18 protein-coding genes and 1 pseudogene are annotated in these 22,506 nt (G+C 61.7%); 15 read left to right on the top strand and 4 right to left on the bottom strand.

Annotated features, from left to right (window positions below; all coding sequences use genetic code 11):
- The first annotated feature begins 45 nt into the window (after positions 1-45).
- The 3 genes from acnA (at position 46) to ACFPPB_RS16730 (ending at position 4,567) form a co-directional block, all read left to right on the top strand.
- On the top strand, positions 46-2,871 hold the full coding sequence (gene acnA / locus ACFPPB_RS16740; RefSeq protein ID WP_377329176.1) for an aconitate hydratase: 2,826 nt from the start codon (positions 46-48) through the stop codon (positions 2,869-2,871).
- A gap of 314 nt (positions 2,872-3,185) precedes the next feature.
- Positions 3,186-3,443, top strand: a complete 258-nt coding sequence (locus tag ACFPPB_RS16735) for a hypothetical protein (protein ID WP_377329168.1) — start codon at positions 3,186-3,188, stop codon at positions 3,441-3,443.
- 821 nt (positions 3,444-4,264) lie between these two features.
- Positions 4,265-4,567, top strand: coding sequence for a DUF3247 family protein (locus ACFPPB_RS16730; RefSeq protein ID WP_377329166.1), 303 nt, complete (start codon positions 4,265-4,267; stop codon positions 4,565-4,567).
- A gap of 436 nt (positions 4,568-5,003) precedes the next feature.
- Here ACFPPB_RS16730 and ACFPPB_RS16725 read toward each other — a convergent pair whose 3' ends face one another.
- Complete coding sequence (locus ACFPPB_RS16725; RefSeq protein ID WP_377329164.1) at positions 5,004-5,327, bottom strand: thiamine-binding protein; 324 nt, start codon at positions 5,325-5,327, stop codon at positions 5,004-5,006.
- Positions 5,328-5,557: 230 nt separating this feature from the next.
- Positions 5,558-5,863 (bottom strand): transposase, encoded by a 306-nt coding sequence (locus tag ACFPPB_RS16720; protein WP_377329162.1) that lies wholly within the window; start codon positions 5,861-5,863, stop codon positions 5,558-5,560.
- A gap of 277 nt (positions 5,864-6,140) precedes the next feature.
- On the opposite strand from ACFPPB_RS16720, the gene ACFPPB_RS16715 reads away from it, so the two are divergent.
- The 9 genes and pseudogenes from ACFPPB_RS16715 (at position 6,141) to ACFPPB_RS16675 (ending at position 14,768) form a co-directional block, all read left to right on the top strand.
- Positions 6,141-8,432: a nitric-oxide reductase large subunit gene (locus ACFPPB_RS16715; protein ID WP_377329160.1), complete on the top strand. Its 2,292-nt coding sequence runs from the start codon at positions 6,141-6,143 to the stop codon at positions 8,430-8,432.
- A gap of 1,452 nt (positions 8,433-9,884) precedes the next feature.
- A complete protein-coding gene (locus tag ACFPPB_RS16710; protein WP_377329158.1) occupies positions 9,885-10,088 on the top strand; it encodes a hypothetical protein in 204 nt (67 codons plus the stop codon).
- Between the two features lie 146 nt (positions 10,089-10,234).
- Positions 10,235-10,558 carry a ferredoxin FdxA gene (gene fdxA / locus ACFPPB_RS16705; RefSeq protein WP_377329156.1) on the top strand — a complete coding sequence of 108 codons (324 nt, stop codon included), beginning with the start codon at positions 10,235-10,237 and terminating at the stop codon, positions 10,556-10,558.
- A gap of 49 nt (positions 10,559-10,607) precedes the next feature.
- Positions 10,608-10,781, top strand: a pseudogene (locus ACFPPB_RS16700) (zinc-finger domain-containing protein); the annotation flags it as partial.
- A gap of 245 nt (positions 10,782-11,026) precedes the next feature.
- Positions 11,027-11,905 (top strand): lipoyl synthase, encoded by an 879-nt coding sequence (gene lipA / locus ACFPPB_RS16695; protein WP_377329154.1) that lies wholly within the window; start codon positions 11,027-11,029, stop codon positions 11,903-11,905.
- Positions 11,906-12,207: 302 nt separating this feature from the next.
- Positions 12,208-12,552 carry a carboxymuconolactone decarboxylase family protein gene (locus tag ACFPPB_RS16690; RefSeq protein ID WP_377329152.1) on the top strand — a complete coding sequence of 115 codons (345 nt, stop codon included), beginning with the start codon at positions 12,208-12,210 and terminating at the stop codon, positions 12,550-12,552.
- Positions 12,553-12,571: 19 nt separating this feature from the next.
- Positions 12,572-13,522, top strand: coding sequence for a PLP-dependent cysteine synthase family protein (locus tag ACFPPB_RS16685; protein ID WP_377329150.1), 951 nt, complete (start codon positions 12,572-12,574; stop codon positions 13,520-13,522).
- 173 nt (positions 13,523-13,695) lie between these two features.
- Entirely contained in the window at positions 13,696-14,262 is a 567-nt protein-coding gene (locus ACFPPB_RS16680) for an isocitrate lyase/phosphoenolpyruvate mutase family protein (protein WP_377329148.1), read from the top strand.
- A 44-nt stretch (positions 14,263-14,306) separates the two neighbouring features.
- Positions 14,307-14,768 carry a carboxymuconolactone decarboxylase family protein gene (locus ACFPPB_RS16675; protein ID WP_377329146.1) on the top strand — a complete coding sequence of 154 codons (462 nt, stop codon included), beginning with the start codon at positions 14,307-14,309 and terminating at the stop codon, positions 14,766-14,768.
- Between the two features lie 155 nt (positions 14,769-14,923).
- Here ACFPPB_RS16675 and ACFPPB_RS16670 read toward each other — a convergent pair whose 3' ends face one another.
- Both ACFPPB_RS16670 and ACFPPB_RS16665 read right to left on the bottom strand, forming a co-directional pair.
- Positions 14,924-15,502 (bottom strand): hypothetical protein, encoded by a 579-nt coding sequence (locus ACFPPB_RS16670; protein ID WP_377329144.1) that lies wholly within the window; start codon positions 15,500-15,502, stop codon positions 14,924-14,926.
- 54 nt (positions 15,503-15,556) lie between these two features.
- Positions 15,557-15,823, bottom strand: a complete 267-nt coding sequence (locus ACFPPB_RS16665) for a DUF2249 domain-containing protein (RefSeq protein WP_377329142.1) — start codon at positions 15,821-15,823, stop codon at positions 15,557-15,559.
- A 410-nt stretch (positions 15,824-16,233) separates the two neighbouring features.
- Here ACFPPB_RS16665 and ACFPPB_RS16660 point away from each other — a divergent pair, with 410 nt between their 5' ends.
- From ACFPPB_RS16660 to mgtA, 3 genes are all read left to right on the top strand, one after another.
- Positions 16,234-17,499: an efflux RND transporter periplasmic adaptor subunit gene (locus ACFPPB_RS16660; protein WP_377329140.1), complete on the top strand. Its 1,266-nt coding sequence runs from the start codon at positions 16,234-16,236 to the stop codon at positions 17,497-17,499.
- Between the two features lie 17 nt (positions 17,500-17,516).
- Positions 17,517-19,613 carry an ABC transporter permease gene (locus ACFPPB_RS16655; protein WP_377329138.1) on the top strand — a complete coding sequence of 699 codons (2,097 nt, stop codon included), beginning with the start codon at positions 17,517-17,519 and terminating at the stop codon, positions 19,611-19,613.
- A gap of 155 nt (positions 19,614-19,768) precedes the next feature.
- Positions 19,769-22,477, top strand: coding sequence for a magnesium-translocating P-type ATPase (gene mgtA, locus ACFPPB_RS16650; protein WP_377329136.1), 2,709 nt, complete (start codon positions 19,769-19,771; stop codon positions 22,475-22,477).
- The last annotated feature ends 29 nt before the right edge of the window (positions 22,478-22,506 follow it).

Here is a 22,506-nt window from a genome sequence, read left to right as displayed (position 1 = left end):
GCTTCGACAGCAAGGGTCCTGACACATACGCTGAAGGAGAGAGGCATGTCATCGAACAGTTTCGGTACCAGAGATCAGTTTGCCGTCGACAACAAGGCGTACACGATTTACAGAATCGACCGTGTCAAGACGGCGCATCGCTTGCCGTACAGCCTCAAGGTATTGCTCGAAAACCTGTTGCGTAACGAAGACGGGCATCTGGTTACGGCCGAGCAGGTTCAGGCCCTGGCGGATTGGCAACCATTAGCCGCGCAACATTCGGAAATCCAGTTCACACCCGCACGTGTGCTGATGCAGGATTTCACTGGTGTGCCCTGCGTGGTGGACCTGGTGGCCATGCGCGATGCGATCATCGCCCTCGGCGGCGACCCGCACCGGATCAATCCGCTGATTCCCGGCGAATTGGTCATTGATCATTCGGTAATCGCCGACGTATTCGGGCAGGCCGATGCCTTTGCCACCAATGCCAGTCTGGAATTCGAGCGCAATGTTGAACGTTATCAGATGCTGCGCTGGGCGCAACACGCGTTTACCAACTTCAAGGTAGTGCCGCCGGACACCGGTATCTGCCATCAGGTCAACCTCGAATATCTGGCCCGTGTCGTGTTCACGCGCGAGGATCCGGATGGCATTGTGGCTTATCCCGATACCCTGATCGGCACTGACTCTCACACTCCCATGGTCAACGGGCTGGGCGTGCTGGGATGGGGCGTCGGCGGTATCGAGGCCGAAGCGGCCATGCTGGGTCAACCGATGAGCATGCTGATCCCGCAGGTGGTCGGCCTCAAGCTGACCGGTGAATTTCCGCCCGGAACCACCGCCACTGATCTGGTGCTGACCGTGGCCGAACTGCTGCGGCGCACCGGAGTGGTTGGCAAATTCGTCGAATTCTACGGCCCCGGTATTGCCAAGGTACCGTTGGCCAACCGCGCCACCCTCGGCAACATGAGCCCCGAATACGGCGCGACCTGCGCGATCTTCCCGATCGACGACGAAACGCTCTCCTATCTGCGCCTGACTGGCCGCTCCGAGCACCAGATTCACTTGGTCGAGGCCTACGCCAGGGAACAGGGCCTGTGGTATGACCCGGAACACGAGCCCGAGTATTCGCAGACTATCGCGTTGGACCTCGGCACACTGGAACCGTCCATCGCCGGCCCCAAGCGCCCGCAAGATCGTATTCCGGTGCGGATCGCGCCACACGCCATCGACGCATTGTTCGAAGGTCAACCCTACGAGAAAGCAGTGCTTCGCGGACTGGACGAAGCCAATGCCGAGTCGTTTCCGGCCAGTGATCCCATCGCGGTTTCTCCCGGCTCGACCAACCGGCCTCCGGCAACACCCTGCCGCTGCAATCGCCACCACAACTGGCCGCATGCCCCGGTGGACATCACCATTCCCGGCAAGGGCAAGACGTGCGTGGACAACGGCCACGTGGTGATTGCGGCCATAACTTCGTGTACCAATACCTCCAATCCGTCGGTGATGATCGGCGCCGGCTTGCTCGCCAAGCGGGCGGTCGAGAAAGGCCTCACCCGGCAACCGTGGGTCAAGACCTCGTTGGCGCCAGGCTCGCGTGTGGTAACGGATTATTACGACCGCGCCGGCCTCACGCCCTATCTGGATCAGCTCGGCTTCAATCTGGTTGGTTACGGCTGCACCACCTGCATCGGCAATTCCGGACCGTTGATACCGGAGGTCGCCGCGGCAATTGACGAACACAAACTCAACGTCTGTTCCGTGCTCTCGGGGAATCGCAACTTCGAAGGTCGCATCCACCCCCTGACGCAAATGAATTTCCTCATGTCGCCGATGCTGGTGGTGGCTTATGCACTGGTCGGGACGATGCACACCAACCTGTTGAGCGAACCGCTGGGCACCGGCAGTGATGGCAAGCCGGTCTACCTCAAGGACATCTGGCCTTCGACTCATGAAATCCAGAACGTCATCGATGCCTGCCTCCAGGCCGACATGTTCGCCAAAGGCTACGCCGATGTATTCAAGGGCGACGACAATTGGCGCAACCTGCACGTGCCGGAGGGTGATGCGTTCGAATGGAATGCCGATTCCACTTACGTGCGTCAGCCACCCTACTTCGATGGTGTGGGCCGTGAGCCGCCGCCCTTGACCGACATCAAGGGCGCACGTGTTCTCGCCAAGCTGGGCGACTCGGTGACTACCGACCACATCAGTCCAGCCGGCGCGATCAAGGCCGATTCACCTGCCGGCGAATACCTCATCGAACATGGCGTAGAACGGAAGGCGTTCAATTCCTACGGCTCGCGTCGCGGCAACCACGAAGTTATGATCCGTGGCACCTTCGCCAATATCCGTCTGCGCAACCAGCTTGCGCCTGGTACCGAAGGCGGCTTCACCCGCGACTTCACCCGGGACGATGCGCCGGTAACCACGATCTACGGCGCGTCGGTCAATTACATCGCGGCCGGTATGCCACTGGTGATCCTGGCCGGCAAGGAATACGGCTCGGGATCTTCACGCGACTGGGCCGCCAAGGGCACGGCATTGCTGGGAGTCCGGGCAGTGATTGCCAACTCCTACGAACGTATCCACCGCTCCAACCTGATCGACATGGGCGTGTTGCCGTTGCAGTACAAGGAGGGCCAGGGCGCCGATGCACTAGGCCTGTCCGGCGAAGAGACCTTCGAGATCACTGGCGTTGCCGGCACTGACGCCTCCATGCACAGTGTGCACGTTTGCGCCACCAGCCCGCAGGGAAAGACGCAGGAATTCGAGGCGGACGTACGCATCGATACGCCTGCCGAGGCTGCATATTACTGCCACGGTGGCATTCTTCCCTATATGCTCAGGCAACTACTCTTGGCCTCCCCGGAGTCCGGCTCGAAAGCGTGAGCGATATTCAATGACCGCCGCGCGGCGCCGCTGCAGATGAGCGGCGCAGTACGGTCACGGCGCATCTGGCGGTGTCGAGCGCGCACCCCGGATCGTTCCGGTCGACAAACTGATGTATGCGGTCAGGCATTGCCGCGTGCGATCAATCGCGGTGGCACGGCAAAAACCAGTGGTGGACTCACCCATACCGCACGCCAGGACGATGCGTTTTCCACCGCAACGGTGGCGCCATTCGTAAGCAAACTTGACTAGGATCAGGACGGCAGCCATTGCGCTCGCGGAACATGGGCTTCAGCGACACCCGAACGGTGTTCATGAAACGAGATGATCCGATGGAATTCCATATTGCGCTTACCGATACCTCCCCTGCTCCGGGCGTCATCCAGGATGCGTTGTTCGACATGGACCCGGGTGTGGTGGTCGATCTCGACATGAGCGGCTTGGTCATGCGGATTTCTTCCATCGTGGGAACGCCTGACCTTGTCCAGGTATTGCGACAGACCGGCTGGGAAGTGGCCCCCAAGCAGATCGTGCAACTGCCATCGATCTGCTGTGGTGGTTGCGGCGGATAAGCCTTCTTCGCCTCGTGCCGGACTTTGTGGCCAGCGTCCATGCCGGCCGCATGCGGCTATCGACATGTCCTGGAGCAGGTCGTCTCCAAGAGCGTGCTGAACAAGACATCCGATATCGTGATTGTCGGCACCAGTCCGGTCGGACTGTTTTTTGGCCGTTCACTGGCCGACGTTGGCCTGAGCATCGCGCTAGTCGAGCGGCAACCCGAGTCGGCATGGCGGAGCCTGCCGCTGCGCCTATCCCCTAGTCGGAGGGTATGCCCCACGCTTTGTCGCCGAGCACTTCGCGCTGATCGGCGATGCCGTGGCGGGGATGCATCCCGTCACTGCACATGGTTTCAATGTCGGTTTGCTCGGACAGTCCACGCTCGCACGCGAATTGCTCGCGGCGGTTGCAGCCGGCCAGTTCATCTCAAGCCCCGGATGGTTGCGACGCTACGAACGTAAGCACCGGCTGGCTACCCCCTGTATCCCACCACTCAAATGCTCGCCGGCCTGTATGCCGATGATCGTCCCCTCCCGCCCGGATATTGCGCAAGCCGGCCTTGGATGCTGGCGCACGACTGGGGCCGTTCGAGAAAATCGTGCTCGCGGGTCTCACTGCCGAGTCGGCCGGTATTCCGACGTTGTTCCGGCCAAGCCACGTGGCCGCCAGGCGGAGAAGTCACTCCAACCATCGGAACCCTCGCTGCGCCGGTCGCCAGTATGGACACCTGATGCATATGGTAACCCGCACCTGAGCTACGTACTGTCGTTTGGCATGGGCGCGAATGCACAAGTTCACCTTGGTACACTGACCCTTTCAGCTGCAGAGTCGGATCATGAGCAGGCAAGCACCGCAGATATGTACCGCCCACAAGGACATTCAGCGATTGGAGAGGCTGATCACGCAGCTACCCGCGCACAGTCATGTTGTGGTGTCGCTACCCGATGGCTGCACGTACACCGGCGTCGTCAAGGTGCGCGCCAGCGCACAGGTGTTTCGCGATCCGCAAGGGCAGGAAGGACTCAACGCCGAAATCACCCTGGAGTGTCCAGATGCGCCCCATGGTGCCTGGCACCTGTGGCTAGACCAGATCGAGCACGTCGAGCACCTTGATTCCGGACTGGCCAGCGAAAACTGACTGCAACGACTGACTTGGCGCCGCTGCCAATCCTCGTCGAACGGGCGCGCCTCGATCTCGCACGTCCAGGCTGAAAGCGGTTGCTGACAACCAGTGAACCGTGGCGGCGACGTCGGAGGGCTTGACATGGAAGCCATCGGATTTGTCCGGCGTTGCGCGGCGTGTCGGTCCGAGATCGGTCCTACTGTCGATAATCGCAGTGACTACATGGATACCGGCTGGCCACAGACTACGCGCCATGGATTCGGCTCGGCTGAGCAAGGCCGCCTTGGCGGGTGCGATACCGTACGCGACATTTCACGGCTAAACCACAAACGCACGGCATCAGGCGGTCGCGCCAGTCGGACCGGAACAGCAACGCGACCCAGACCCTTGCTGCCGAGCTGCAATCCTAGATCCGCAATATGCTGCGCGCCCGGCTTTCCGGATGGGAATGTCACACCGAGGCCGACGCCTTGGCTTGATCGGCGATAGCCTTCTCCAGGCGTTCGACCTTGCCAGTAATCTCGTGGTCGTGTCCGGGGCGGATGTCCGCCTTGATCACCAGGTCGACGCGAGATCCGTACGCCGCTACGGCGTCGGTCGCGCGATGGATCACGTCGAACACCTCGTCCCACGTGCCTTCGATGGTCGTGAACATCGAATCGGTACGATTCGGCAACCCAGAGGCACGAACGATCCTTACCGCCGCAGCGACCGCATTATGTACGGCATCATCGCCGGAACCACCACTCGGCCAGACAGAAAACGCTACCAGCATGTTCGCTCTCCTTTCCACGTGCAGTTCAGGTGTACCTATTGTATCGAGCAGAGACAAACAGCGCGCAAGCTGATTGCAGCTGCCAGCAGCACGGACTCGCCGCACGCGTAACCAAGCAACATGCCTCCGTCGGGAGCGCCGAGAACTCGACGCCCTGGGAGCCTGGGCGGCAGAACGGGTGACCGGCTAAAATCGGGTATGACGACAACCTGTCGCCCGTATCAGCCCAATCAGATCCTGACGCTGCCACCCTCGGTCAGCAGACAGATGGCCAAGAACCACGTGCGCTGCACTAGTTTGGTTTCAGCGAACAACGTACCGCTGGTCAGCGATACCTGCCGCTTGCAGCGATTGCACTGATAGACGTCGCGCTGTTTGAGGTGGCTGTGCCGGGTATGACCGCAGCCTTGGCGGCGGAACCCGTTCGGCCAGCGCGCCTTCGCCAGTGCCTCACGGCACGCCGTCTCGCTGGCATAGCGCTCAAGAAAGCCCATCAGGCTCATGCCCGGCTGAAACTGCACCTGATTCTTCTTCATGACGCTTCCTCCGTCTCTTCAGAGGGTTGCAGCGTCTAACCCTACGTATCAGGGGATGCGACAGGGGGAAATCAGGTGATATCTTGCACGGTGACACCACGACGGACAGACCTCATTCGAGGTCTTGCTTTGTATCGACGTTGGTTGCCGGCCACCCTGCCCCACGAGCTGCACTTAGCCGTCACAGAGCACTTGTGTAATCTCACCGGGTTGCAACATCGCCGAACAAGTCACGCTGACACGCCACAATACTTCCAACTCGTCAGGGGGAACGATCATGGCCGAAGCCGCACAACCGAAGAACGAACCCGAAGAATCGCCGCTGTCGCCCTGGTGGCTGCGTTCGGTCTTGATCGTGATGACGCTCGGGTTTGCCGGGTTGCTGGCGATTACCACACTGGCGTATCGCAACGCGCCACCGATTCCAGGCCTGGTCACCGACGCAGGCGGCGCCACCGTCTTCACCGCCGACGACATCAGCAACGGCCAGGCGCTATTCCTGCGTTACGGCCTGATGGACAACGGCACCATCTGGGGACACGGTGCCTATCTCGGACCGGACTATTCCGCCAATGCACTGCATGATATCGGCGATGACACCGCCGCCGCGCTGACGCAGCAGCAATACGGCAAGCCGATTGACGAACTGTCCCCGGGTCAATTGGCCGCAGTCCGCGCACAGGTGGCGGTGACGCTGAAGACCAATCGCTTCGATGCCGCCAGCAACACGCTTCATCTGACCGCACCCGAGGCCGCGGCGTATCGCCAGCAGGTGGGCCGCTGGGCCGCCTATTTCCACAACCCGTCCAAAAACGGAGGACTCAAGCCCGACCTGATCACCGATCCGACCGAGCTGCATCAACTCACCGCCTTCATCACCTGGGCGGCGTGGGCTTCGGTCGCCGACCGTCCGGGCAGCGATTACTCGTACACCAACAACTTTCCTTACGATCCCGAGGTCGGCAATGTAGCGCCGCCGGGCGCGCTGCTGTGGAGCGCATTGAGTCTGGTAGTGCTGCTCGGCGGCATCGGCGCGGTGCTGCTGGCGTTCGGCAAGTTCGATTACCTGGGTTGGGTCAGCCGCGGTCATCACGTGCATCCGCAAGTGATCCCGGGACAAGCCAGTCCAGGTCAGCGCGCGCTGGTGAAGTTTTTCGTGGTGGTGGCGCTGCTGTTTCTGCTGCAGACACTGGTCGGTGGCGCGGTAGCGCATTTCCGCGCCGACCCCGGCAGCTTCTACGGCTTCCAACTGGAAAAGATCTTCCCCAGCAATCTGCTGCGCATCTGGCATCTGCAGACGGCGATCTTCTGGATCGCCACGGCCTACGTCGCCGCCGCGCTGTTCCTCGGCCGCTCGTTGCGCGCCGACGAGCCGCGCTGGCTAGCGCCGGCGATCCACCTGCTGTTCGTGGCGTTCGCGCTGGTGATCGGCGCCAGCCTTCTTGGAGAATGGGCCGGCCTGTCCGGTCTGCTGGGCGACTGGTGGTTCTGGTTCGGCAACCAGGGTTGGGAATACCTTGAGATCGGCCGCTTCTGGCAATACTTGCTGGTCATCGGCCTGCTCGGCTGGTTCGCCATGCTGTGGTGGCTGGCTCGGCCGCGCACGGTGGCCAACCCGGAAGCGCGACCATTGGCGCGGATGTTCCTGTACGCGGCGCTGGCGATACCGGTGTTCTATATCCCGGCATTGTTCTTCGGGGCGAAAACCAACTTCACGGTGGTCGACACCTGGCGCTTCTGGATCATCCATCTGTGGGTGGAAGGCTTCTTCGAGTTCTTCGCCACGACGGTGGTCGCGCTGACATTTTTCCAGCTCGGCCTGACCCGACGCAACACCGCGCTGCGGGTGATCTATCTGGATGCCATCCTGTACTTTGGCGGCGGCCTGATCGGCACCGGCCATCACTGGTACTTCACCGGGCAGAGCCAGTTCAACATGGCGATGTCGGCAATGGTTTCGGTGTTGGAAGTGGTGCCGTTGACCCTGTTGACGCTGGATGCCTGGGACTTCGTGCGCACCACCCGCGGCGACTGCGATATCTGCGAAAAGTCGATCGCCGTTCCGCACAAGTGGACGTTCTATTACCTGATCGCAGTGGGCTTCTGGAATTTCCTGGGCGCCGGCGTCTTCGGTTTCCTGATCAACCTGCCCATCATCAGCTACTACGAAGTCGGCACCATCCTCACGCCCAACCATGGCCACGCCGCCATGATGGGCGTGTTCGGCATGCTGGCGATCGCACTGATGGTGTTCGTGCTGCGCCAGACCACCGACGACGCGTATTGGCCTGGCATCGAGAAATACATCAAGGTCAGTTTCTGGGGTACCAATGTCGGCCTGTTGATGATGGTGGCCTTCAGTCTGTTCCCCGGCGGCGTGCTGCAAGTGTGGGACGTGGTGCAGCACGGTTACTGGCACGCTCGCAGCCTCGCCTATACCGGCACCGACAGCGCACGCCTGATCGAGTGGCTGCGCCTGCCGGGCGATCTGGTCTTCATCATCTTCGGCGCCGCACCGCTTTCTATCGCGGCGTTCAAGGGCTATATCGGCGTGCGCGCGACGCGATAATCCTGCGATCCAATGATGTCTCTCATGGTTTCAAGAGAATTCATTCAAATGACCTCGAAATTCAGGCAGGCGATCACGTGCGCTGAAATTCGGAAGTGGACCACATAAGCGGCAACTCCATCAAGATGCATACCAAAGACACTGACCACAGGGCCACACGCATGGTGCAGGTGGGGACGGATCGCGCTACAAGAACAAGAGCGCACGACAGAACATATCGGGATGCATAGGGACGGCGCTGCACAACCTCAGCTAAGGATGGTCTGAATAAGTCCACTGCGATCTGGAGAAGAGTGCCCCTTGCGGGAGCGGCTTCACCCTTGCGGGAGCGACTTCACCCTTGTGGGAGCGACTTCACCCTTGTGGGAGCGACTTCAGTCGCGATCGCGTAGCCGCGCGCTGCGCCGCCTGACTGTGCATCGAGCCGCTGCAACGCCGGAATGCTGCAGGCCGCTGCCGCGGCCATCGCGACTGAAGTCGCTCCCACAATCTCGGCGACGAGCATAAGCTTGTTCAGACGTTCCTTAGTAGCAGACCTCGCTCTCACGCGTTGCGGGTGGGCGACTAACCGATACCGCGTCTTTGGCCACCTCATCATCATCCCGGTGTCTATATCACGATATCCGCGATGACTTGATCCCGCAAACACGTGCGAATGCTTCTGAATTTGCGGGTGATGATCTCCGCCGCCGAGGGCTGCCGCCTCCACCCGGAGTGTTTCGCTCAGGAATTCCTGAGCGAGCTGCTACAAAGCGACCCGCCGGCGACATTTCGCCCGCCTTCACCTGTGAGATAGCGGAGTCGATGGCGATCAACAACACGGACTCCGGCGCGATCATCCTGGCCGACTCGGACGTGCAACGGCTGGAAGGAAAGTGTCTTCACCTGAAATACCATCACTGGCGCAGGCGTTTGCAATGTGGTTCACCTCGCTGCCGAGGGTACGTTGGAACGACGCATCGTCAATGGCGCGGCCGGCGTGTGTGTCTTCAGCGAGGGTATTTAATCGTGCGACGATCAATGGCTCCTCGGCTCAGGCCGACTAGCCGTAGATGCTGGTCCCGTTGAGCGGGACCCCACGGTGCTGGATATTCCAGGTGCACGGCGAATATGGCTACGGCATGCATTGCAGGACGTACCTTAGGAACAAGGCAAAGTCTGCCGACTGCTTGGCTGGCACGGATCGATCAAGAGCAACAAAGCCGCGCCACATACGCCCCGGCCAGACACGCACCGCACGAGATTGCCTCAATCTGGCCAAACCAGGGGGCCGAAAGCCACCCATGCTGTGCCTGCTGCGCCCAAAACCTGCCTTCCACCTGACCTGAATCATGTGTACGCGGAAGCGACACTCCTATATTCGACCAGTCTGCCACGCGAATGCTGCTATATCGGAATTGCATGGCTTTCGACGTTTCCCGGTAGTGCTCGAACTAACTCAGGGGTAATCGCATGACGCATCCGAATCACAGATCCAACGCTTTCGGTGCTGTTCCGTTTTGCTGCGTTCCCTTTGTCCTGGTCGTTCTGGCGCAATTTCGAGCGCTTTTCCGGATCCCGTTCGTGATCGAGCCGCTGGCGCCTCATCGCGTCCGTTTCGTGGAGCTCGGGCGCCTCTACATGGAATTTTATCGTCTTGCAGGCAAAATCTTTTGAACACGAGAGAACCTATCGTCTTTGTTGGTCCAGGTATCGCGCGCGCCGTGCCGTCTACGAGTCCAGCGAAGTTAAACCAGGCAAACACAGCATCCGTCCCAGCAATCTGTTTCCGGATGCGCGCAGCGTAAGCGGAGAATCAAGTCATGACGCACGTCGTCACCGACAACTGCATCAAATGCAAATACACCGACTGCGTCGAGGTTTGTCCGGTCGACTGCTTTCACGAAGGCCCCAACTTCCTGGTAATCGACCCGATTGAATGCATTGACTGCACGCTCTGCGTTGCTGAGTGTCCGGCCTATGCCATTTTTCCCGAAGACGATGTGCCCGGAGGACAGGAGCATTTCTTGCAAATAAATGCCGAACTGGCTCCGAAGTGGCCTGTGATCGACGGCAAAATCGACGCCCTTCCCGATGCCGAGAAGTGGAACGGCGTGGCCGACAAGCTACCGTATCTAGAGCGTTAACATGGATATTGATCTGCGATTGCAGCCTCCAATCGACTCAGTCACCGGACTGCGCATTGGCGCGTCCAAGACGGTGTGCGAAGTAGGCTGGGGTGAGCTACCGCTGACTTGCCCGCCGCACGACAGCGGCCTCTGGAACAGCCATCCCCGCATCTATCTGCCGATCCACCAGACCGGCCGCGCGCGCTGTCCCTATTGCGGCACGCTTTACCTCCTGCGCGAGTCACAAGCGGACGCCGCTGCGCTGCACTTCGCCGATGTAGGGATCGAGCAGTGCTACACCCTCGCGCACGAACGCCGGGTTCGCGAGCTCATGCGGCAATGATCCAACCTCTCCATCACCCACCCGCAAGGTCATCGTCCATGGTTCCGCCTGTTCGTTCCAGCACGCCACGTGACGGCGACAAGTATGTCACTCCGGAGGGCGTCCGCGCGGTCAAGGGAGGGTTGCGCCCGCGTGCCGACAGTATGACAAAAGTCGATCGCAAGCCGCCGTGGCTGCGCGTGCGCCTGCCGGTCGGCGAGCGCTATGAAGCCGTGCACGACATCGTTCGCAGTCACGGTTTGCACACGGTCTGTGCAGAGTCCAGGTGTCCCAACATCGCCGAATGCTGGGGTCGCGGCACCGCGACCCTGATGCTGATGGGCGAGGTCTGCACCCGCGCCTGCCGGTTCTGTTCCGTGAGTACCGGCAATCCCCACGGCTGGCTGGATCCACTGGAGCCGCCTCATGTGGCCGAGGCAGTGGCGCTGATGGGGCTGAAGTACGTGGTGTTGACGTCCGTCGATCGCGATGATCTGGCTGATAGTGGTGCAGCGCATTATGCAGCCTGCATCCGCGCCATCCATGCGCGCACGCCGGCGGTCGCGGTGGAGGCGCTGACACCGGATTTCGCCGGCAACCTTGCCGCCGTGGCTAAGGTGCTGGACGCCGGGCTGGTTACCTATGCGCAGAACCTGGAAACCATCGAGCGTCTAACCCGGCGGGTGCGCGACCCGCGTGCTGGTTATGCGCAGACATTGAGCGTGCTCGAGTTCGCCAAACGGCATGCGCCCGACACGCTGACCAAGTCCAGCCTGATGCTGGGTTTGGGCGAGACCGATGCCGAAATCGGGCAGACCCTCGATGACTTGCGAGCAGCGCAGGTCGATGTTGTCACGCTCGGGCAGTACCTGCGCCCGTCGCCGAATCATTTGCCGGTGTCACGCTTCGTGACACCCGAACAATTCCACCACTATCGCGACCTGGCGCTGGCGAAAGGCTTTGTCGAAGTGGTCGCCGGGCCGCTGGTACGTTCGAGCTATCGCGCCGAGCGCGTGCTGGAGCGCAACAATGTTGGGCTTTAAATCGAGGGAGCCATCTGGTTTTCGACGTTGGCGCGTGCGGCTCGCATGCCATGCAGGAGGTCCAGCATGTTGCTGAATATTCACCTAGGCAACACCTTCCCCCACCCCGCCGTGGCCTTTCAGGCATTTCGGGCGTGTCCGCCTAGAGTAAAGCGGATGTCGCTTGTGATGCACATAAGCGCCTGCTCGGCGATGCTCTGGCGGAGAGCTTCAAGGCCAGCGACCCGTTGCCCCGGACGATTTGGCGGCTCAGTACAACGCTGCCGAAAGACTGATTTTTGCTGTTTGCCAAGGAGAACGTCATGGAACATCCGATCTATCCCCAGCTCACTCCCGAGCTCGTACGCAAGCGTCGCGAACTGGCGCCGGCCACGCTGGATGCTTTCAAGGCATTCAGTGCTCATGTCTTTGCCGACGGCGCGCTGCCGAGCAAGACCAAGCAGTTGATTGCGGTGGCTGTGGCGCATGTCACGCAATGCCCCTATTGCATCCGTGGCCACACCGAGGCCGCGCTCAAGCACGGCGCCAGCGAGCCGGAGATCATGGAGGCAATCTGGGTTGCCACGGAGATGCGTGCGGGCGGCAGCTACGCGCATGCGACGCTCGCGCTCGACACCATGCACCAGATGCACGCGGCGTCACGCTGACGTTCGGAGGAATTCGCCCGTGAACACACGCTATGCAGGCATCTCGTCCACCATCCTCGATGCCATTGGCGATACCCCACTGCTCGAGATCGAGGGTATCTACGCCAAGCTGGAATTCCTCAATCCTTCGGGCTCGATCAAGGCGCGCATCGCCCATTACATGATCGAACGCGCCGAATGCGAGGGATTGCTCAGGCCTGGCGATACCATCGTCGAGGCCACCAGCGGCAACACCGGTAATGCCCTGGCGATGGTCGCCGCAGTCAAAGGCTACCGCATGCTGGTGGTTATGCCGGAAGGCCTGTCCAGTGAACGTGTGGCGATTTCGCGCGCCTACGGCGCCGAAGTGCTGTTCTGCGGGCGATTCCACGTCAACGATGCGCTGACCAGGGCGCATGAACTCGGCCGGCAGCCGGGCTATTTCTGCCCGCGTCAGTTCGAGTCGGAATGGAATGTCGAAGAAAACCGCTTGGTGCTGGGGCCCGAGATCCTGGCGCAACTGCCGGACGGCTGCTTGCCCGACGCGCTGGTGGCCGGTGTTGGCACCGGCGGCACCTTGATCGGAGTAGGCCAGGCGTTGCGCGCCGTCAATCCCTCCGTGCGCCTGTTTGCAATGGAGCCTTCCGAATCGTGCACCCTGCTGTGCGGCGAAATTGCCCTGCACCAGATCGAAGGCATCTCGGACGGTTTCGTCCCGGGCATCTTCCAGCGCCACGCCGGCCTGGTGGATGAGGTGCTCAGCGTCTCCAGCAGCGACGCCATCGAGTCGATGCGCCATCTCGCGCGACGCCATGGCCTGTTCTGTGGCCCCAGCTCGGGTGCGCATCTGTTGGCGGCACGCCGCGTGCGCGAGCGCTATCCCGAGTTGCGTACCGTGGTTACCCTGTTCTGTGACGAGGGAGAGAAATATCTGCAGGAGCACTTCATGCGCGGCGACAGCGTCATCGTCAATGCAGGCCATTTTGCTTGAGTTCGCCGCACGGACGTGGTTCGTACACATCGATGCACGTTGCGGCGAAAACCAGAGGGGTCGTCGCATCGTGACACCAGCCACCGTTGGCGCATCATCTACTGACACGCCAGATAAAATGAGATGTTTTCGGCTGCCCCCACGACGGCAGCCAGTCGCAGGAAGGATCAGGCATGAAAATGGAGGCGCAAGTCCTCGAGGCGCAAGTCTTTCCCAAAACGCATGACCGCTCCCTGGTTTTTCTGCGACCCAACGTACGGGATGTGGGCAGTACTCGCCTGTCGACGCGTCACGGCTCCACTGCTATTGCCACCACCAGCGGCGGTCCGGCCTGGTTGCCTGGTTATGCTGATGGCGAGCAGGCCCCACTGACCGAGGTGCTGGCGGCGATCGCGCGAATCACGCGCGTGGCGGAGCTTTCGGTGACTGCGGACGTGGAGAGCGACTACGGCAACATCCTTGCGGCCGTCGATGCCAGCGTGCGTACCGTCATTGCAGTGGGTGCTGTGAGCATCTCCATCCGGAAGACGGGGTTGCCCAGTCAACGTCACAGCAGATCCCGAAGTCCCCGAAATGGCCGAACTCGCCCTGCTCGGGATCACCTGGGTGAATATCGCAACACGGCTCGCAACCATGGCACCGGCAGCGGTCGATCTTGCAGCCACCGAATTGTCTTGAAGCGAGCGATTCGATTGTCTGGTGTCCCGTTTCAGTTACTCGGATGCACAACGGCTCTTTGACCGTGAGTGAAGGGCCGGCGCAGTTCTACCCCAAGGAGACAACGATGAATACCCGTATCGATTACAAAAAGGCCGCCCCCAATGCCTTCAAGGCCATGCTCGATCTGGAAGCCGAGGTGCGCCGCTCGGGCCTGGAACATGGGCTGCTCGAACTGGTGAAGATGCGCGCTTCGCAGATCAATGGCTGTGCCTACTGTCTGGACATGCACAGCAAGGATGCCCGCGTTGCTGGCGAGACGGAGCAACGCTTGTATCTGCTATCGGCATGGCGCGAAACAACATTCTATTCGCCGCGCGAGCGGGCGGCCCTGGCGTGGACCGAAGCCGTGACGCAGGTTTCCATGAACGAATTGTCCGACACGCTGTACGCCGAACTGCAGGTGCATTTCAAGGAGAAGGAAATCGTCGATCTGACCCTGGCCATCATTGCCATCAACGATTGGAATCGCCTGGCGATTGCGTTTCGTCCGGACGTAGGAAGTAGTGCGGCGAAGCCAATCGGGTGAGAGCGAAAGGAATCATGTTCCCCATCCCTAGACGTCCAGGTTGTCGATTTCGGTGGTGAGCTGGAGATCAGACAATGCACCTGCACGGGCAGCTTCCTACTGGGCAGGTTCCACTTGGGCACGGTGATGTGGTCGACCCATGGCGTGGCTTTGCATCAGTTGCATTGGATGCGCGTCACCCTCAGTACCTCGGGATCATCGGCATGCTCCAGCAACAACGTCCGAACCCGCTCCTGCCATACCCGCGCAAACTCTGCCCGTTGCGCCGTCGAGGCCGCCGGGTCGACCGCGGTCGCCAGCAGCTCACGCAAATTGGGCGGCGCCGGGATCGACCGCAAGTCCAGTTCCACTGAGACCGCCGCCGCGTTGTCCCGGCGCCGGAAGCCGATCGCGCCCGCATGGGAAACGTCCGAAAACCGGAGCAGATGCTGACGCACAAAACGCCCACCGATTCCGTGAAAACCGTTTGCGGTGGCCGCACCGGTAATGAGCGTCAGCACCTGCGCGATGACGCCGTTGGTGCCCTCTTCCTCCGGCGCGGGCATGCGTACTTCGATCTCGCCCCGCATTGCCGGGCCATCCGGAAACAATGCCATTGTCGCCGCGCGCGCCACCAGAAAAGCGCCTGCCACCGTGGGGCAGGAATGACCAGCTAGCCGAACCGCATCGAGATAGCTGTATTCCAGCAGGCCGTCGTCGGATGCTCCCAGCAAGGCAGCCAGTGGATCGTGCATTCTGATCCGGGGTGCCTGGTCATAGAAAGTCGGGTGACTCATCCAGAAAGCCTCTTATTCTGTCGGCAATCCGACGATGCCAAAGTCGATCACGACGGCGTCGGAATCACGCTCCCGATAGGTCACGGTCAAGTTCTCGCCCAATCGGTCGCGCAGTTGGGCAATCAGAGGGATTGGGTCGTGATCATTCACGAAGCGCATGGTCTCACCCGAACGCAGCGCGCCTATTGCACCGAAGATGGCCGAATGGCGGAAGCGACGTGCCACACCGCGCGCGTCAAAAATGTGGGTGTTGGATTCGAGGGCGGGTTGCGAATGCATCGGAATAGTTCCTGTCGGCGGAGAGCCCACTCAACATACGCCGTCATATGTACTGAGCCACTGATCCAGATCAGGACGAGGGCTGGCTGTTCATGGCGGCCTCCTGCCGCCAGTCCGGGAACGGCAACCATGGTCAGAGATGCGATTCATTCGACAGCAAGGCTTCATGCGACACGCAACGGGTTCCGGTCACTGACATGCAGTATCGAAGCCAGCCTTTCCGACGGTGTCGACATGCATCAACCGGTCCGCTGATCAGGTTCCTTCTCGGCATACGGTGATGGGGCTCATCCCGCTACTGCCAGCCTGGATGCCCGATCTGGCCGGTAGCTCCAATTGATGGGGGTCAAGAACACCGTGCGCCTTTGGGCGAATGATGGCGCTCACAGTCAGGGAGATTGAACGGCCTCATGCACGGCGATATTCCCCACCAGCCGGCAGTCCAGGGGAAGGCAACGGCTATGCCACCGGCCATCTCGACGCCATCGAGCCATCGAGGCCGCTGGCTGGTGGCAGCAGTGTGCGTATCGCTCGCGGTGGCTGCTGTCCTTGTCTATCGAATGCTCTCGCCATCGACCGCCACGAATTACGTCACCGTACCCGTTACGGAAGGTTCGGTAACAAGGACGGTCACTGCCACCGGCAGCGTCAATCCGGTCCTGACCATCATCGTAGGCTCGTATGTCTCCGGCGTCATCAAGGAGCTCTATTGCGATTTCAATACGCAGGTAAAGAAAGGCAAGGTCTGCGCGAAGATCGATCCTCGCGCTTACCAGGCCGTCGTCGACCTGGCCAGTGCCGATCTGGCCAATGCCAGGGCGCAGCTGATCAAGGACCAGGCCACATCGGCTTATGCAAACGCGACCTACGCGCGCGATGCCTCGCTCGTGAAACTTGGCTATGTTTCCCGGGACGCGCTCGACGCCGCGCACAGTTCGCTTGGTGAGGCCGTCGCGCAAGTCACGCTCGATCGCGCGGCGATTGCGGCGCGCGAAGCTTCGTTGCATACCGCCGAGGTCAATCTCGGATACACCGACATCGCCTCTCCGGTCGACGGCACGGTGGTTTCCCGCAATGTCACCATCGGCCAGACCGTGGCGGCGAGTTTCCAGACGCCAACCCTGTTCCTGATCGCCACGGACCTGACGCGGATGCAGGTGGACGCCAATGTCAGCGAAAGCGATATCGGCTCGCTCAAGCAAGGCAACAAGGCCAGCTTCAGCGTGGAAAGCTTCCCGAGCCGCTCGTTCGCGGCCTCCGTGGTACAGGTGCGTCAGGCACCGCAAACCGTGCAGAACGTCGTCACCTACGATGTCGTGCTGGGCATCGATAACACCGGGTTGCTGCTCAAGCCCGGCATGACGGCAACGGCACGCATCATCACCGACGAGCGAACGCATGTGCTGCGTGTCCCCGATCAGGCGCTGCGCTTTGTGCCGAGCAACCAGCCGCCGTCCTCGGCGGCGCCCGAGGAAAGCGAAACGGGAACGCCCCAGCGCGTATGGAAGCTGGTCGAGGGGCGCCCTGCTCCCGTCCAGGTCGTGCTCGGTCTCGACGACGACACCTTCACCGAGGTCCTCAGCGGCGACCTCAAGCGCGGCGACACGGTCATTGTCGGCGAGCAGCGCGGCCCCACCACCAAGGCCGCCGGCACACCGCTGCGTTTCAGCCCGTGATGGACGCACCAGCGACCATGGCCGAGCCCGTCATCACGGTGCAGCACGTCAGCCGCATCTACCGGGCGGGCGACACCGAGGTGCGCGCACTGGACGATATCTCCCTGAACATCAACCGGGGCGAGTTCATCGCCATCGTCGGTGCTTCCGGTTCCGGCAAGTCGACACTGATGAACCTTCTCGGCTGCCTGGACCAGCCGACCCGGGGGCGGTATCTCTTCGAGGGCGTCGATGTGGCCGGACTCGACGAACCTGCGCTGGCACAAATCCGTGGCGACCGCATCGGTTTCGTGTTTCAGAGCTTCAACCTGCTGCCTCGCACCAGCGCCCTCGAGAACGTCGCCCTGCCGCTGTTCTACGCCGGCGCGGGAGCGGCGAAACATGCCGAGCGCATGGCCCGTGCCCAGCAGATGCTGCGCGATCTGGGCCTGGGCCAACGAGAGCACAACAGTCCCGGACAATTGTCGGGCGGCCAGCAACAACGCGTGGCGATCGCGCGAGCGCTGATCAACCAGCCGGGCCTGCTGTTGGCCGACGAACCGACCGGCAACCTGGACACCCGCACGTCGCACGAAATCATGCAGACGTTGCGCACGCTCAACCGAGAACGCGGCGTGACGGTCGTGGTCGTGACGCACGAAGCGGATATCGCCGGCTTTACCGACCGGGTGGTCGCGGTGCGCGACGGCCGCATCGTCTCCGACCAACCCACGCATCGCGTCGCGGAAGAGACGGAGCCACGTGGCCTGATACCGATCCGGGATACGCTTCCGCTGATCGGCTCGGTGGCGGGCACGGTGTGGAGCGCAGGCTTCGCCCGGATGATTGTCGCCGCGGCGGCACAGGCGATCTGGCGCAACAGGCTGCGCTCGGCGTTGACCATGCTTGGCGTCTTCATCGGCGTGGCTGCCCTGATTGCGATGGTGGCGGTCGGTCAGGGTGCCAACGAAGCCGTGAAGAAGCAGATCGAGAGCCTGGGCACCAACCTGCTGGTGGTGCTGCCGGGTGCGGTTACGGCCAACGGTGTGCGCGCCGGCTTCGGTAGCGCATCGACGCTCACGGTGACCGATGCCATGGCGATCCGGCGCGAGGATGCCGCAGTCGGCACGGTGGCTTACCTGATCCGGCAGGTCGGCCAGATCCAGTACGGCGGCAAGAACTGGAGCACCGGTATCCAGGGCGTTTCGGCTGACTATCTGTCAGTGGCCAACTGGAAAATCGCCGCCGGGCGCACTTTCAAGCCGGAAGAACAAGACGGCGCGGCGATGGTGACGCTGCTCGGTGCGACGGTTCGTCGCCAGCTGTTCAGCGATGTCGAGAATCCGGTAGGCGCGATGATCCTGGTCAAGGGCGCGCCGGTGCGCGTGGTCGGCCTTCTGGCCGCGAAGGGTCAGAGTTCCTACGGCCAGGACCAGGACGACGTGCTGATGATTCCGTTCACCACGGCAGAACGAAAAGTCCTTGGCGTGGCTGCGCCCAACCCTATCGCCGGTTCGGGCGACCCCTATTTCCCGCCCCCGGTGAATCCTTACGCGATCACGCCCCGCCTCACCGGCTACGTCAACCAGATCTACGTCCAGGCGGCCAACCAGACGCTGATACAGGATGCGCTGGACCAGGTCACGGCGACGCTGGTCCAGCGGCATCGCATCCACCCCGGCCAGAACAACGACTTTGCCGTGCGCAACCTGAGCCAGATCCAGCAGACCGCCGAAGGCAGTAGCCGTGTCATGGCTCTGCTGCTGGCGACCGTCGCTTCCATTTCCCTGGTGGTCGGGGGTATCGGCATCATGAACATCCTGCTGGTTTCGGTCACCGAGCGGACACGCGAAATCGGCTTGCGCATGGCGGTCGGTGCCCGGCGCCTGCACGTATTGCTGCAGTTCCTCGTCGAAGCCGTATTTCTCAGCCTCACCGGCGGCTGTGCCGGCATCGTCGCGGGAATCACCATTTCGGAATTGATATCGATCCTTGCCCACTGGCCCACCTTTTTGTCTCCTACCGCCGTGCTCGGCGGCTTCGTGTTCTCGGCCGCCGTCGGCATCTTCTTCGGGTACTACCCGGCGCGCAAAGCCGCGCGTCTCAATCCCATCGAGGCATTGCGCTATGAATAGGCGCTTCGGCAATGGCGCTGCCGTCTCTGATTCTCGGCGGTCACTCGACCCTGTCGCCCAGCGGAGGGCACCATGTCTGAAACCCGGATCCTGATCCGTGGCACCGCCATACGCGTCGGCGGGACGCAGGCGCCACTGAAGCGGGAGATGGACGCATGAAGCATGGCTTCCCATGGCGTCGGCCGGTATTCGCCAACGTGTTTGCGAATACCGCCGTACATCCGGATGCCGGCGATGCCGATCGGCAGTCACGGAAAGCCCGTCTTACGACACTGGCCATGGCGGACGCCGCAGCCGTCTATCAGGCACTGGGCAGCGCGCCGTCCGGACTGACCGAAACCGAGGCGGCCGGGCGCTTGCGGGAACTGGGCCTCAACACGGTAAGTCGCGAGGAGGTTCGCAGCGTGCCGGTGCAACTCCTGCAGAAGCTGCGCAATCCATTGAACATTCTCCTGCTGCTTATGGCCACATTGTCCGTGCTCGGGGGCAATGTGGGGTCGGCCATCATCATCGCGGTGATGGTGGTGCTCAGCACGTCGCTGTCTTTCTTGCAGGAACACCGCTCCAGCCGGGCCGTGGAAGCCCTGCGACGCATGGTGCACTCGACTGCCACGGTATCCAGGCGTGTCTCGCCAGAGACCCCGAGCCCCACGCAGACTGCCGACGCAGACATACTCGCGGCCACGCATGAAATCCCTCTGGAGCAGTTGGTTCCGGGCGACATCGTGCACCTGGCGGCAGGCGACATGGTGCCGGCGGATGTACGGCTGTTATCGGCGAGGGGGTTGTTCGTCAACGAGTCGCCGCTGACCGGCGAGGCCATGCCGGTGGAAAAGAATCCCCGGCCGCTCGCGATGCCGGCAACCGAGGCCATGCGTACTGATAACGTCTGCTTCATGGGTACCAATGTCGTCAGCGGCACAGCCGTCGCCATCGTGGTCCATACCGGCCCGCGCGCGGTGTTCGGCGATATCGCCCAGGCCATTGCCGGCAAACGCGCACTTACCAGCTTCGATCGCGGAATCTCGCGTTTTACCTGGCTCATGATCTTCCTGATCTCGGTGATGGCGCCGCTGGTGTTCCTGATCAACGGCTTGACCAAAGGCGACTGGATGGAGGCCTTGCTATTCGCCACGGCGGTGGCTGTAGGCCTGACCCCCGAGATGCTGCCCACCGAAGTCACCATCAACCTCGGCAAGGGGGCGCTGGCGATGTCGCGCAAGCGGGTGATCGTCAAGCGGCTCGATGCCATCCAGAACTTCGGCGCCATGGATGTTCTGTGCACGGACAAGACCGGTACCTTGACGCAGGACCTCGTGATCCTGGAACGCCATGTGGACCTGGAAGGCAACGAAAGCGAGAAGGTGCTCGACTATGCCTATCTCAACAGCTACTACCAGTCCGGGCTGAAGAATCTCCTCGATGTCGCCGTGCTCAAGTACACCGAAGTGCACAGCAAGTTGCACGCAAGCGGCGGCTATCACAAGGTGGACGAAATTCCGTTCGACTTCGAGCGGCGACGCATGTCTGTCGTGGTCGACGGTCCCGACGGCCGGACGCTTATCTGCAAAGGTGCCGTCGAGGAGGTGTTCAGCGTCTGCGCTCACGGCGAAACCGCGGGCCGTCCGTTTGATCTGGACGACGGCCACTGGCGAGAACTGAGGAAGCGAAGCACCGATTTGAACGAGGACGGGCTGCGCCTGATCGCCGTCGCCTACGCTCGTGCGGACGCGGGGAAGACGGCTTTCGGTCCCGACGACGAACGCGACCTGACCCTGCTTGGTTACATCGCCTTTCTCGACCCTCCCAAGGACAGCGCGCGCGAGGCGCTGGCCAGACTCGCGCAGCATGGCGTGGCCGTGAAGATCCTTACCGGCGACAACGATGTCGTCGCGAGGAAGATCTGCAAGGAAGTAGGCTTGCCGGTCAGCGACGTGCTGCTGGGCAGCGAGCTGGCCCAACTGTCGCTGGCGCAACTGGAAGCACGGGCGGAAACCTGCCAGTTGTTCGCCAGGCTCGCGCCGCTGCAGAAGGCCATGGTCATCGACGCATTGCGGCGACGCGGCCATGTGGTGGGCTATCTGGGCGATGGCATCAACGATGGCCCCGCGCTCAAGGCCGCTGACGTAGGCGTTTCCGTGGACACGGCGGTGGACATCGCCCGCGAGACGGCCGACATCATCCTGCTCGAGAAGAGCCTGCTGATACTGGACGACGGCGTGATCGAAGGCCGCAAGGTCTTCGCCAATATTCTCAAGTACATCCGCATGGGCGCCAGCTCCAATTTCGGGAACATGTTCAGCGTGCTCGGCGCCAGTGCCTGGCTCCCCTTCCTGCCGATGGCACCCCTGCAGGTACTCGCCAACAACCTGCTCTATGACCTGTCGCAAACGACCATCCCCACCGACAACGTGGACTCGGATTTTCTGGAGTCGCCACGGCGCTGGGGCATCGACAACATCGCCCGGTTCATCCTGTTCGTGGGTCCGATCAGCTCGATCTTCGACTACGTCACTTACGCCGTCATGTTCTTCGTCTTTGGCGCCAGCACGCCGGCGCAGGCATCACTGTTCCAGACCGGCTGGTTCGTGGAGTCACTGCTCTCGCAGACTCTCATCATCCACGTCATCCGCACGGCACGTAAACCTTTCGTGGAGAGCCGGCCCAGCCTGCCACTGGTCGCCACCACGATCGCCATCTGCGTCGCGGGCATCTGGCTCCCCTATTCCTCGCTGGGTGCGCTGCTTGGCTTTGAGCCCTTGCCACTGGCTTACTGGCCAATGCTGATCGCTCTCCTGCTGTGCTACATGACACTCACTTATGTCATGAAACGCTGGTTCCACCGGCGTTTTGGCGTCGGTTAGGGACTAACGCCATGACCATGCGCGTCGTC

It is taken from the genome of Rhodanobacter terrae, assembly GCF_042657005.1.
Lineage (GTDB): Bacteria > Pseudomonadota > Gammaproteobacteria > Xanthomonadales > Rhodanobacteraceae > Rhodanobacter > Rhodanobacter terrae.
The sequence above is the reverse complement of the archived record's forward strand: the minus strand, read 5'-3'. Positions and strand labels throughout refer to the sequence as shown.

Bases quoted from the DNA above. Each gene is read 5' to 3' on its own strand.
- acnA (WP_377329176.1), top strand. From the start codon at position 46: ATGTCATCGAACAGTTTCGGTACCAGAGATCAGTTTGCCGTCGACAAC.
- ACFPPB_RS16735 (WP_377329168.1), top strand. From the start codon at position 3,186: ATGAAACGAGATGATCCGATGGAATTCCATATTGCGCTTACCGATACC.
- ACFPPB_RS16730 (WP_377329166.1), top strand. From the start codon at position 4,265: ATGAGCAGGCAAGCACCGCAGATATGTACCGCCCACAAGGACATTCAG.
- ACFPPB_RS16725 (WP_377329164.1), bottom strand. From the start codon at position 5,327: ATGCTGGTAGCGTTTTCTGTCTGGCCGAGTGGTGGTTCCGGCGATGAT.
- ACFPPB_RS16720 (WP_377329162.1), bottom strand. From the start codon at position 5,863: ATGAAGAAGAATCAGGTGCAGTTTCAGCCGGGCATGAGCCTGATGGGC.
- ACFPPB_RS16715 (WP_377329160.1), top strand. From the start codon at position 6,141: ATGGCCGAAGCCGCACAACCGAAGAACGAACCCGAAGAATCGCCGCTG.
- ACFPPB_RS16710 (WP_377329158.1), top strand. From the start codon at position 9,885: ATGACGCATCCGAATCACAGATCCAACGCTTTCGGTGCTGTTCCGTTT.
- fdxA (WP_377329156.1), top strand. From the start codon at position 10,235: ATGACGCACGTCGTCACCGACAACTGCATCAAATGCAAATACACCGAC.
- lipA (WP_377329154.1), top strand. From the start codon at position 11,027: ATGACAAAAGTCGATCGCAAGCCGCCGTGGCTGCGCGTGCGCCTGCCG.
- ACFPPB_RS16690 (WP_377329152.1), top strand. From the start codon at position 12,208: ATGGAACATCCGATCTATCCCCAGCTCACTCCCGAGCTCGTACGCAAG.
- ACFPPB_RS16680 (WP_377329148.1), top strand. From the start codon at position 13,696: ATGAAAATGGAGGCGCAAGTCCTCGAGGCGCAAGTCTTTCCCAAAACG.
- ACFPPB_RS16675 (WP_377329146.1), top strand. From the start codon at position 14,307: ATGAATACCCGTATCGATTACAAAAAGGCCGCCCCCAATGCCTTCAAG.
- ACFPPB_RS16670 (WP_377329144.1), bottom strand. From the start codon at position 15,502: ATGCACGATCCACTGGCTGCCTTGCTGGGAGCATCCGACGACGGCCTG.
- ACFPPB_RS16665 (WP_377329142.1), bottom strand. From the start codon at position 15,823: ATGCATTCGCAACCCGCCCTCGAATCCAACACCCACATTTTTGACGCG.
- ACFPPB_RS16660 (WP_377329140.1), top strand. From the start codon at position 16,234: ATGCACGGCGATATTCCCCACCAGCCGGCAGTCCAGGGGAAGGCAACG.
- ACFPPB_RS16655 (WP_377329138.1), top strand. From the start codon at position 17,517: ATGGCCGAGCCCGTCATCACGGTGCAGCACGTCAGCCGCATCTACCGG.
- mgtA (WP_377329136.1), top strand. From the start codon at position 19,769: ATGAAGCATGGCTTCCCATGGCGTCGGCCGGTATTCGCCAACGTGTTT.